Origin of the sequence: Alcaligenes sp. AB3, assembly GCF_031844565.1 — a bacterium.
Lineage (GTDB): Bacteria > Pseudomonadota > Gammaproteobacteria > Burkholderiales > Burkholderiaceae_B > Alcaligenes > Alcaligenes faecalis.
The window spans coordinates 96362-108393 of record NZ_JAUZVM010000009.1 but is presented as its reverse complement, the minus strand read 5'-3'; the positions used below and the strand labels follow the sequence as shown (position 1 = coordinate 108393).

Annotated in this window: 8 protein-coding genes; 7 read left to right on the top strand and 1 reads right to left on the bottom strand. The window is 57.2% G+C overall.

The genetic code is table 11. The features are described 5' to 3' along the window. Position 1 precedes the first annotated feature (1 nt). From Q9R35_RS15970 to Q9R35_RS15950, 5 genes are all read left to right on the top strand, one after another. The gene (locus tag Q9R35_RS15970; protein ID WP_042484406.1) at positions 2-796 is read left to right on the top strand and encodes an ABC transporter permease; all 795 of its coding nucleotides are present in this window, start codon (positions 2-4) and stop codon (positions 794-796) included. Between the two features lie 269 nt (positions 797-1065). After that, positions 1066-1569 carry a sigma-70 family RNA polymerase sigma factor gene (locus Q9R35_RS15965; RefSeq protein WP_042483745.1) on the top strand — a complete coding sequence of 168 codons (504 nt, stop codon included), beginning with the start codon at positions 1066-1068 and terminating at the stop codon, positions 1567-1569. Then, positions 1559-2545 carry a FecR domain-containing protein gene (locus Q9R35_RS15960; protein WP_125304698.1) on the top strand — a complete coding sequence of 329 codons (987 nt, stop codon included), beginning with the start codon at positions 1559-1561 and terminating at the stop codon, positions 2543-2545. The genes Q9R35_RS15965 and Q9R35_RS15960 overlap by 11 nt, the downstream gene beginning before the upstream one ends. Positions 2546-2739: 194 nt before the next feature. Further along, positions 2740-5163 carry a TonB-dependent receptor gene (locus Q9R35_RS15955; protein ID WP_226791474.1) on the top strand — a complete coding sequence of 808 codons (2424 nt, stop codon included), beginning with the start codon at positions 2740-2742 and terminating at the stop codon, positions 5161-5163. Between the two features lie 85 nt (positions 5164-5248). Next, positions 5249-6340 (top strand): YncE family protein, encoded by a 1092-nt coding sequence (locus Q9R35_RS15950; protein ID WP_052362921.1) that lies wholly within the window; start codon positions 5249-5251, stop codon positions 6338-6340. A gap of 144 nt (positions 6341-6484) precedes the next feature. On the opposite strand, the gene tal is transcribed toward Q9R35_RS15950, so the two are convergent. Beyond that, positions 6485-7447, bottom strand: a complete 963-nt coding sequence (tal, locus tag Q9R35_RS15945) for a transaldolase (RefSeq protein WP_042483751.1) — start codon at positions 7445-7447, stop codon at positions 6485-6487. A 169-nt stretch (positions 7448-7616) separates the two neighbouring features. On the opposite strand from tal, the gene carA reads away from it, so the two are divergent. Together carA and carB are read left to right on the top strand one after the other, a co-directional pair. Further along, positions 7617-8780, top strand: a complete 1164-nt coding sequence (gene carA / locus Q9R35_RS15940; RefSeq protein ID WP_042483754.1) for a glutamine-hydrolyzing carbamoyl-phosphate synthase small subunit — start codon at positions 7617-7619, stop codon at positions 8778-8780. An 8-nt stretch (positions 8781-8788) separates the two neighbouring features. Beyond that, positions 8789-12031: a carbamoyl-phosphate synthase large subunit gene (carB, locus tag Q9R35_RS15935; RefSeq protein ID WP_042483757.1), complete on the top strand. Its 3243-nt coding sequence runs from the start codon at positions 8789-8791 to the stop codon at positions 12029-12031. The last annotated feature ends 1 nt before the right edge of the window (position 12032 follow it).

Here is a 12032-nt window from a genome sequence, read left to right as displayed (position 1 = left end):
TATGTCTAAATCTATTACTCAATCCAAGCTGGCCCTGCGCGGCTGGCAAATCTCGCTGCTCGTCGTCATTCTTGCTGCCTGGCATTTCTTCACGCTGGACCCCAAAGTGGCTTTCTTCTTTGGGCAGCCATTGGAAGTGGTCAAGGTGATCTGGGCCTGGTTCGTCACCAACGGTGATATTTACGTGCACCTGGGCGTGACCTTGAGCGAAACCCTGCTGGCCTTTGCCATCGGTACGATTGCTGGTCTGGCTTGCGGTCTGTGGCTGGGGCTCTCGCCCCGTGCGGCGGCCTTGCTGGACCCGTATCTGACGGCGGCCAACTCCATGCCACGCGTGATTCTGGCGCCTATTTTCGGCATGTGGTTCGGTCTGGGTATCTGGTCCAAAGTGGCTCTGGCGGTGACGCTGGTGTTCTTCATCGTGTTCTTTAACGTGTACCAAGGTGTGCGTGAAGTCAGCTCCACACTGCTGGACAATGCCCGCATGCTGGGTGCCAGCCGTCGTCAGTTGCTGCGCCACGTCTATATCCCTTCGGCTACCAGCTGGGTGTTTTCCAGCTTGCACACCTCGGTCGGTCTGGCCTTCGTGGGCGCTGTGGTGGGTGAGTACCTGGGTTCAGCCAGTGGGGTGGGGTATCTGATCCTGCAGGCAGAGGGCACGCTGGATGTGAATACGGTGTTCGCCGGTATTGTGGTGCTGACCGTCTTTGCGCTGATCCTGGATGGACTGGTCAGTGTGTTTGAAGATCGCCTGCTGGCCTGGCGGCCACAAGGTGGCGGTACGGAAAAGCTCTGAACGTATGCCTGAGCAAGCCATCGACTAGCTTGGCTATACGTTGAAAAACCGGCTCCTGTTTCAGGCGCCGGTTTTTTTATGCTTGCTCCTTGTCGTAGGAGCAAGGCAATAGTCAGGTGCTCGCAAATCAGCTTATTGTGCGAGCATTGATGGAACGCATACGCCCAGAATGTGAGACTGTCGGAGCAAACAGCGAGCATTCCTGTTTTTGGAAATGAGAATTGTTGTTATTATCAGCCTTCTCCTTTCCTTACAGGCTCTTTGCTTTCATGTCCGACCGCCGTGCCTTTCGTAAAACCTGGCTTGCTCACTACAGCGAGCTGCTGGGGGCGTGGCGTCGTCGATCTCACGTTGATCACGATGTGGAAGATGCCATGCACGACGCTGTGCTGCGCATACTGGAAAACGGCTCGGTTTCGGCCGATAATCCGGCGGCCTATCTGCAACGCAGTACCTCCAACGGTCTGATCGACCGGCACAGGCGGGAGGAAAAACTGCCCATGGTGCCCTTGCACGAACTGCATGAATCCGAGCATCCCTTGGCAACTGGCCCGGAGTCCCAGGTGTATTCCAGCCAGATGGTCAATGATTTAAGAACGGTGCTGGATGAACTGCCGGACATTTGCAGGCAGGTGTATATTTACCAGCGCCTGGAGGGAAGCTCCCATGCCGAGATTGCCAGTGAACTGGGGATCTCTCGTGCCATGGTGGAAAAGCATATGAACAAAGCGTTGCGACATTTGAGTACAAGGTTACAGAAGTATGCCCCCTGATGTCCTGAACGCAGCGACCGCACAGGATCAGGCGGCCGCCTGGTTTTCTCATCTGCGCTCGGGTGAGGCCTCGCCCGAGGATTGGCGTGCCTTCGAGCAATGGCGACAGTCTGATCAGGAGCATGATCGCTGTTACCGCCATCTGGAGGCGATCTGGCAAGCGACCTTGCAGATTCCCGAGTCCGAGCTGCGGGCTGCCTTGCGGGCTTCGCGCCCATCGGCCCGGGTCAACAAGCCACGCCGTCGTTTTGCCTGGGGCATGACGGCAGGACTGTGTGCGGCGGGTGTACTTGCCGCTGTAGGAATACGGGCTAGCCTGGATACTGAGCCCTCCTATCAAACCACATTGACGACCCCACGCGGGCTGCACGAAGAATTGCGTCTGCCTGATGGCTCTACCTTGATGGCCAATACCGGCACACGGGCGCAGATTCGTTTTTACGAGAATGAGCGTGTCGTTGACCTGTATGCAGGCGAGGTGTTCTTTGATGTGCAGCCTGATCGGTCCCGACCGTTTGTGGTGCATGCCGGGCAAAGCAGGGTGGTGGTCACAGGTACGCGCTTCAATGTTCTGCATGAGCAGCAGCAATTGCAGGTGACGGTAGAGTCCGGTTCGGTCAAGGTGCAGCAGGGTGCCTGGTGGGACCGGGATACCCGCTTGCTGGAGCGTGGGCAATCCGTTTACACGGCTGAGGATGCTCCTCTGGGACTGGTGGAAAAGGCGGATCTGGATACCAGCCTGGCATGGCGTAACGGCATGATTGTGTTCGAAAACACGCCGCTGGAGCAGGCGGTGGCACAGATCAATCGTTACTTGCCGCAAGCGGCTGTTTTCGATGCGCCCCGTTTTGCCTCCTACAAGGTGGCTGGGGTTTTCAGTGTGAATGAGCCTTTGGCCCTGATTCACACCTTGCCCGACCTGGTGCCAGTGAAAGTTCAAACCTTGCCCAGCGGGCAACTGCGAATCAGCGAATAGAGCCCGAGTTTGCCTGGCAATCCAGGTTCTGTTTTTTATTTATCAAAAATAATTCTCATTTTTGTTCCGGTGTTTTGATTCTGGTTCGTCGATAGAGTAAGGGGAGCTGTTTCATGTCGCAGACGGCAGCGCCCATCACCTTGTCTTGAGGCCGCCTTGGGCGTGCCTTGCTACTCTTTGGACCTAGTCAGACTGTGAATACACCGACCTCTTCTGTGTGGCGCAACAAGCCCGCAATCAATACACGCTTGACGATTCTGGCAATCAGCCTGGCCTGCGCCGTCAGCGCCTTGCCGCTGGACGTACGTGCGCAGGCTCAAGCCACCTCCATCAATCTTCCTGTGCAGCCCCTTAGCAAGTCCTTGTTGCAGTTGGGGCAGCAGGCCTCGGTCCAGATCTTCTTCTCTCAGGAGTTGGTGGATGGCCATCAGGCGCCGGCCTTGTCGGGCAGCTATTCTCCTGAGCAGGCGTTGCAGCAGCTCTTGGCGGGCACAGGCATCACGTACAAGCGCAAGGGCAATACCATCAGCCTGACGCCGGACCCGGCCTCCTCGGTGGCCGAGCTGTCCACCATTACTGTCAAGGGCGGGATTCTGGGCGACTTGTCGCCTGCTTATGTGGGCGGGCAAGTGGCAACAGGTGGCAGCCTGGGTTTGCTGGGTTCCGTGGATGTCATGGATAACCCCTTTAGCACCACCAACTACACCTCCGAGCTGCTCTATGACCAGCAGGCCAGAACTCTGGCCGATGTGGTGGTGAATGATGCGGCGGTGCGCACGACGACCTCTACCGGCGGTTTTGGTGAGGACTTTGTGATTCGCGGCTTTGCGGTGGGCAGTGGCGATGTCAGCGTGAACGGCTTGTACAGTCTGGTGTCTTCCAGCCGTGTGCCCGTGCAGATTCTGGAGCGTGTGGAAGTCCTGAAAGGGCCCGGCACCTTGATGCGCGGTATCCCACCCGGAGGGAGTATAGGCGGGGCGATCAATCTGGTGACCAAGCGGGCTGAGGACGAGCCCTTGACCCGTGTGACGGCCAGTTATGTCAGCCAGGCGAACGTGACGGCACAGCTGGATGTGGGCCGCCGTTTTGGTGAAAACAAGGAATGGGGCGTGCGCTTTAATGGCGTCAAGCGTGGTGGGGAAGCCACGTCACGCGATGGCAAACAGGATCTGGGCATGGCCGCTCTGGGTGTGGATTATAGAGGCGCCCGTTTGCGCTGGTCTGCGGATGTCATCCACCAGGAAGACACGCTGGAAAATATCCGTTCGCAAATTGGCTTTCAAAGCGATCTGACCGAGCTGCCTGCACCTCCGGATGGCCGTACCAATTTCTATCCCGGTACCCGCCTGACCCAACGTGACAACACCATCATGTCCCGTCTGGAGTATGACTTCAGCGACTCGGTCACCGGGCATATCGGGGTGGGCTATCGCCACGGCAAGAATCGCCAGATTTTCCCGGTGAATGTGAAACCCGGTAATCCTAATGTGCGCCAGTCTGTAGATGCTGACGGCAATTTCAGCGTGATCTCCACGTTCTATGACTCCTATTCCAAAACGCTAAGCAGCGATGCGGGTTTGAGCGTGGATTTCGACACGGGCAGCGTGGCGCACAAGCTGGCTTTTGGGGTGAGCTATATGGATCAGGAGCTGGGCAATGCCTACAGCCCTGGCACCGAAGTGGCGGACTCCAATATCTACAACCCCGTGCCTATTCCGGCAGGTCCGTCAGAGCGGCTGACGCCACAAAAGGCTTCCAGCACCGGCCTGCTCAGCTTTGCCGTGGCAGATACCTTGTCCTTTGCGGATGACCGTGTCTTGCTGACGGTGGGGGCGCGTCGTCAGACCGTGGATGTCACCAGCTTCAATACGACTACAGGTGTAAAAACTGCCGATTACAGGGCCAGCTCCATCTCGCCCTTGGCGGGGATTGTGGTCAAGCCCATGGAGAATGTCTCGGTCTTCGCCAACTTCACCGAAGGCCTGACGCGCGGCACGATTGTGGGCGACACCTACGCCAACCGGGGCGAGATTCTCAAGCCTTTCAAGTCCCGTCAGTATGAGGCGGGTGTGAAAGTGGATTGGGGTGGCATCATGACCTCGGCCTCCCTGTGGCAGATTGCCCGACCTGCAGGGCAAGAGGATGGAAACAATGTGTATGGCTACTTTGGCGAACAGCGCAACCGTGGTCTGGAGCTGAGTGCCTACGGTGAATTGATGCCAGGTTTGCGCATGATGGCCAGTGCTGGCTTTACCCAAGGCAAGCTTACCAAAACCCAGAACGGCGTGAATGAAGGCAACCGGGCACCGGGTGTGCCTGCCAGCACCTATAACCTGGGTCTGGATTGGGATACGCCTTGGGTACAAGGCCTGAGCCTGAATGGCCGTGTGATTCATACCTCGTCCCAGTACCTGAACAACACCAACACCTTGAAGCTGCCCGCCATGACTCGCTTTGATGTGGGCGCGCGCTACTACACCGATATTGCGGGCAAGGATGTGGTGATCCGCGCCAATATCGAAAACCTGACCGACAAGCGCTACTGGCTGGCTTCCAGCAACTTTGCCACGAATGGGGCAGGGCGCACGTTCATGTTGTCGGCCTCCGTGAATTTCTGATTCGCTGATTGTTAACGTCAGGCAGGGGTTCGCGGCGGCTTTCGGTGCCGTGTAGCCCTGCCTGGACTTGGAAGGGAAAAACAAAATGTTGAAACGATGTTTTCTGATGTCCGTTCTGTCGGCGGCTCTGTTGAGCGTGACCGCGCATGCTCAGCCGTCTGTGCAGCCCTTGAGCCCAGAGTTGGCGCAGCGCAGCTCGATCACGGCCGATGGCGCCTTGCGCAAGGAGCTGGCCTACGGGATTTATCAGATGGCTTACAGCGCGTCTGAAAAGGCCCTGTATGTGGCTTCGGCAGAAATGCTTGATGGTGTACGGGGTGGGGCGCTCTACAAGCTGGACCCACAGACTCTGGATGTACTGGGTGTGATTCACACCGATGAAAGCAATTTTGGCTTGAGCAGCAATGCCGAGGGGAATGTGCTGTTCATGACGAACAGCCTGAACCCGGCAGTTGCGCGTGTGGAGCTGGGAGAAAAGGGTGGTCTGAAACGTACGCCCTTCAGCAATATGGGAACGGATGGTTTCAAGGTGGGGCCACGTACGGTGAAGCTGGATGAGGCTCACAAGCGTCTTTATGTAGGGGGTGTAGGCAATCCAGCAGTGATCTGGGTGCTGGACGAGAGCAGCATGGAAGTGCTCAACACCATTGAGAATGCGGGCAAATGGGTGACGGGCTTATTGTTGGACACGGATCATCGCCGTATGTACGCAGGCAATGGCGACGGTGAAGTGCTGGTGATTGATACGGACAAGAACCAGATCCAACAGCGCTGGAAACCTGCCGGGGACAAGCCGGCGATCTTGCTCAACTTTGCTCTGGACCCGAAGCGCAATCGTTTATACGCCACGGAAAATCAGCATCAGAAAACGGTTTATGTGCTGGATGCCAGCACGGGCAAACTGCTGGAGCAACTGGACGTAGGGGACGCGCTGGATATTGTCTATAACCCCAAGCGTGACGAGCTGTATGTGTCGCATCGTCAGCAGGGCAAGGTGTCTGTACTGGATGCGGGCAGCTATGCGAAAAAGGCGGAATACAGCTTGCCTGCTCATCCCAACAGTCTGCTGCTGGGGCCGGACGATCAACTGTATGTCACGGTGAAAGCGCCATTTACCCCTGACCACAAGGTCAGCGCCCGGGAAAGCGTGGTGCGTATTGATCTGAGCAAAATCTGATTGCCGTCCAGATAACGCTCAAAGCAAATCAGCCCGGCGTAATGCCGGGCTGATTTTTTTTGCTGATCAAATTGTTGATCAAGCAGGGGGTCTTCTTTCAGGGCTTTGCAGGGAGCAAGGCCTTGTATGTTGCTGCGCCAGGGATCAAGCCTGCTGACGCGCCTGTTGAATCAGGGTATCCAGCTTGATGCCGTCCGCGGTGAACTGGCGTATGCCTTCAGCCAGCTTTTCAGTGGCCATTGCGTCCTGGTTCAGGTCGGTGCGGAAGGTGATTTCGTTGCTGGCACGCCATTCGGGGGCGACGGCCTTGGCGCGGGCCACATCCAGCATGGCAGGGACTTCACCTTGGGCTGCATCCAGCTGGCCCAGCAGATCCGGGCTGATGGTCAGCAGATCGCAACCGGCCAGCGCCTTGATCTGGCCAACATTGCGGAAGCTGGCACCCATGATCTCCGTGGGGATGTCATAGGTTTTGTAGTATTCGTAAATGCTGCGTACCGAGCGCACGCCGGGGTCGTTTTCGCCCTGGTTGGCGCTCTCGTCCCAGTCCTGGCCAGCGGCTTTCTTGAACCAGTCGTAGATGCGGCCCACAAAAGGTGAGATCAGGGTGACTTTGGCCTGGGCGCAGGCGATGGCTTGTGGCAGGCAGAACAAGAGGGTCAGGTTGCAGTTGATGCCTTCAGCCTGCAGCGTACGGGCGGCCTGAATGCCTTCCCAGGTACTGGCCAGCTTGATCAGCACGCGTTCACGGGTGATACCGGCTTTTTCGTAATGCTGGATGATATGGCGGGCACGCTCGATACTGGCCAGCGTATCAAAGGACAGGCGGGCATCCACTTCGGTGGAGACGCGGCCCGGCACAATATCCAGAATCTGGCGGCCAAAGGCAACCAGCAGCAGATCGCTGGTTTCAGCCAGGCTGGCATGAGGATGGTCGGCGATGACACGGTCGAGCAAAGGCCGATAGGCCGCCTGCTGGACAGCCTTCAGAATCAGGGAAGGATTGGTTGTTGCATCGGTAGGGCGATACGCGCGCATCGCTTCAAAATCGCCTGTGTCGGCCACTACGGTTGTGCACTGGCGCAGGGAGTCAAGCTGAGTAGTCATGTCTGTTACTAGTCCATCGCAAAGCCATCAAACCAATCGATTACTGTAGACGATTTTCCAAGTTTTCGTGCCTGGTTTCAGTGTTATTACCGATAAACTACCGGAAAAACGCCGTTTGAGCATATAATTAGAAGGTTTAATATTAATTTCAGAATCCGGGGTTTTTAACGTGCTGCCGTCTTTATTTCCTGAGGAGTCCCGCACTATCACTAGTGCCGTCCTAGCCCTGGCGGATGGAACCCTATTCAAAGGGGTATCAATCGGTGCCGAGGGGCACTGTGTTGCTGAGATCGTTTTCAATACAGCCATGACGGGCTATCAGGAAATCCTGACAGACCCAAGCTACAGCGGGCAAATTGTTACGCTTACCTATCCGCACATCGGTAATACCGGTGTCAATCCAGAGGACTCCGAATCCACCAAAGCCCACGCTGCCGGGCTTGTCATTCGCGATTGTCCCGCCCGCTTGTCCAATTTCCGCTCCACCCAGTCCTTGCCCGACTACCTGAAAGCTCAGGGCGTTGTGGCCATCTCCGGTATCGATACCCGCAAGCTGACCCGCATTCTGCGCGAGAAAGGCTCCATGGGTGCCTGCATCCTGGTCGGTGACGATGCCGAACGTGCTCTGGAACTGGCCCGCTCTTTCCCTGGCCTGAAAGGTCAGGATCTGGCCAAGGTGGTTACCACCGACAAGACCTACAACTGGACCGAAGGTTCGTGGGAACTGGGTCAAGGTTTCTCCAAGCCCGAAGGCGAGCGCTTTCACGTGGTGGCTTACGACTTTGGCGTCAAGGCCAACATCCTGCGCCTGATGGCAGACCGTGGCTGTAAAGTCACCGTCGTGCCTGCGCAAACTCCATTGGCCGATGTGCTGGCTTACGAACCTGATGGTGTGTTCCTGTCCAACGGCCCTGGCGATCCGGAGCCTTGCGATTACGCCATTGAAGCCTGCAAGGGCTTGCTGGAGCGCAAGTTGCCCGTGTTCGGTATTTGCCTGGGTCATCAGATCCTGGGTCTGGCCGTCGGTGCTCAGACCTTGAAGATGAAAAACGGCCACCACGGTGCCAACCACCCTGTGCAGGAACTGGCCAGCGGCCGCGTGTTCATCACCAGCCAGAACCACGGTTTTGCGGTGGATGCCACCACCTTGCCAGCCAATGCCAAGGTCACGCACATTTCTTTGTTCGACCAGAGCCTGCAAGGCTTCGAGTTGACAGATCGCCCCGCGTTTTGCTTCCAGGGTCACCCCGAAGCCACTCCCGGCCCGCGCGATATTGCCTCGCTGTTCGACAAATTCATCAGCCTGATGGCTGCTCACCAGGCCAATAAATAAATCGCACTATGCCAAAGCGTTCAGACTTAAAAAGCATTCTTATCATTGGCGCAGGCCCGATCATCATTGGTCAGGCTTGTGAATTCGACTACTCGGGAGCCCAGGCGTGCAAGGCCCTGAAGGCCGAGGGTTACCGGACTGTGCTGGTCAACAGCAACCCGGCCACCATCATGACGGACCCGGACACGGCCGACGTCACCTACATCGAGCCCATCACCTGGCAAGCTGTCGAGAAAATCATTGAAAAAGAGCGTCCCGATGCGCTCTTGCCCACCATGGGTGGCCAGACCGCGCTGAACTGCGCCCTGGATCTGGCCAAGCATGGCGTGCTGGAAAAATTTGGTGTCGAGCTGATCGGTGCCAATGCCGCCGCGATCGAAAAAGCCGAAGACCGCCTGAAGTTCAAGGACGCCATGACCTCCATCGGTCTGGAGTCCGCCAAGTCCGGCGTGGCTCACTCCATGGACGAGGCCTGGGCTGTTCAAAAGCGTATTGCTGAAGAAATCGGCACAGCCGGTTTCCCCGTCGTGATTCGCCCCAGCTTCACGCTGGGCGGTACGGGCGGCGGTATTGCCTACAACCCTGAAGAATTCGAAACCATCTGCCGTCGTGGTCTGGAAGCATCGCCCACCAACGAACTGCTGATTGAAGAATCCCTGCTGGGCTGGAAAGAGTTTGAAATGGAAGTCGTGCGCGACCGCGCCGACAACTGCATCATTGTGTGCTCCATTGAAAACCTGGACCCCATGGGCGTGCACACGGGTGACTCCATCACCGTGGCTCCTGCCCAAACCCTGACCGACCGCGAATACCAGATCATGCGTAATGCATCGATCGCCGTACTGCGCGAAATCGGTGTGGATACCGGTGGTTCGAACGTGCAGTTCGCGGTGAACCCCGATAACGGCCGCATGATCGTTATCGAAATGAACCCGCGCGTGTCCCGTTCCTCGGCACTGGCTTCCAAAGCCACGGGTTTCCCTATCGCCAAGATTGCTGCGCGTCTGGCCGTGGGTTACACCCTGGACGAGCTGCTGAACGAAATCACCGGCGGTGCGACCCCCGCTTCGTTCGAGCCCACCATCGACTACGTGGTTACCAAGGTGCCACGTTTCGCCTTCGAAAAATTCCCTCAGGCCGACTCGCGCCTGACCACCCAGATGAAGTCCGTGGGTGAAGTGATGGCCATTGGCCGCACTTTCCAGGAGTCCTTCCAGAAAGCCCTGCGTGGCCTGGAAGTGGGTGTGGATGGTCTGAACCAGAAAACCACCGACCGCGAAAAACTGCAGGTCGAGCTGGGCGAACCTGGTCCAGAGCGTATCTGGTACGTGGGCGATGCCTTCGCTCAAGGCCTGAGCCTGGACGAAGTTCACAACCTGACCAAGATCGATCCCTGGTTCCTGGCCCAGATCAAAGAGATCGTGGACATCGAACTGGCTCTGGAACAAAAGACGCTGGCCGATCTGGACCGCGACACCTTGTTTGGTCTGAAGCGCCGTGGTTTCTCCGACCGCCGTCTGGCTTTCCTGCTGGATACCGTGGAATCGGAAGTGCGCAAACTGCGTCACCAGCTGAACGTGCGTCCTGTCTACAAGCGTGTGGACACCTGCGCGGCGGAATTCTCCACCGATACGGCCTACATGTACTCGACCTACGAGGAAGAGTGCGAATCCAATCCTACGGACAAGAAGAAGATCATTGTTCTGGGTGGTGGTCCTAACCGTATTGGTCAGGGTATCGAGTTTGACTACTGCTGCGTGCACGCTGCTCTGGCATTGCGCGAAGATGGTTACGAAACCATCATGGTCAACTGCAACCCCGAAACCGTTTCTACCGACTACGACACCTCCGACCGTCTGTACTTCGAGCCTCTGACTCTGGAAGACGTGCTGGAAATCGTCCACATCGAAAAACCAGTGGGCACCATCGTTCAGTACGGTGGCCAGACTCCGCTGAAATTGGCCCGTGCTCTGGAAGCCAACGGTGTACCTATCATCGGTACCAGCCCTGAATCCATTGACGTGGCCGAAGACCGTGAGCGTTTCCAGAAGCTGCTGACCAAGCTGGGTCTGCGTCAGCCGCCAAACCGTACGGCTCGTACCGAAGGCGAAGCGATTGCTCTGGCTGCCGAGATCGGTTACCCATTGGTGGTACGCCCAAGCTACGTGCTGGGTGGCCGTGCCATGGAAATCGTGCACGAACAGCAAGACCTGGAGCGCTACATGCGCGAAGCGGTCAAGGTCAGCAATGACTCGCCCGTGCTGCTGGATCACTTCCTGAACAACGCCACGGAAGTGGACGTGGACTGCCTGGCCGATGGCGAGCGCGTCTTTGTGGGCGGTGTGATGCAACACATCGAGCAGGCTGGTGTTCACTCCGGTGACTCCGCTTGCAGCTTGCCTCCTTACTCGCTCAGCGACGAAACCGTAGCTGAAATCAAGCGCCAGACCGCACTCATGGCCAAGGCCCTGAACGTGAAGGGTCTGATGAACGTACAGTTCGCCATTCAGGACGGGGATGTTTACGTGCTGGAAGTGAACCCGCGTGCTTCGCGTACCGTGCCGTTCGTATCCAAGGCTACTGGTCTGCAGCTGGCCAAGATCGCCGCTCGTGCCATGGCCGGTCAGACTCTGTCCGAGCAAGGCATTACTGAAGAAGTCACGCCGTCTTACTACAGCGTGAAAGAAGCCGTGTTCCCCTTCGTGAAGTTCCCTGGTGTGGATACCATTCTGGGACCTGAAATGAAGTCCACCGGCGAAGTCATGGGCGTGGGCACCTCCTTTGCCGAAGCCTTCGTGAAGTCGCAAATGGCTGCCAGCGTGAACCTGCCCAAGGGCGGTCTGGCCTTCATCAGCGTGCGTGCTCAGGACAAACCACAAGCCGTTGAAGTGGCTCGTGGCCTGATCTCGCTGGGCTTCAAGGTTGTGGCTACCCGCGGTACCGCCAGCGCCATCGAACAGGCTGGTCTGGCTGTTCAAGTGGTGAACAAGGTAACTGAAGGTCGTCCGCACATTGTGGACATGATCAAGAACGGTGAAGTTTCCTTGGTCATCAATACGGTTGAAGAGCGTCGCAACGCCATCGTTGATTCGCGTACAATCCGTACACATGCGCTGGCTGCCAACCTGGCCTACTACACCACCATTGCCGGTGCCGTAGCCGCTGTTCAAGGCCTGCAGTATCTGAGCCAAGGTGAAGGCTTGAAGGTTTACGCGGTACAAGAGCTGCACGCTCTGCTCGCGAAACACTAAG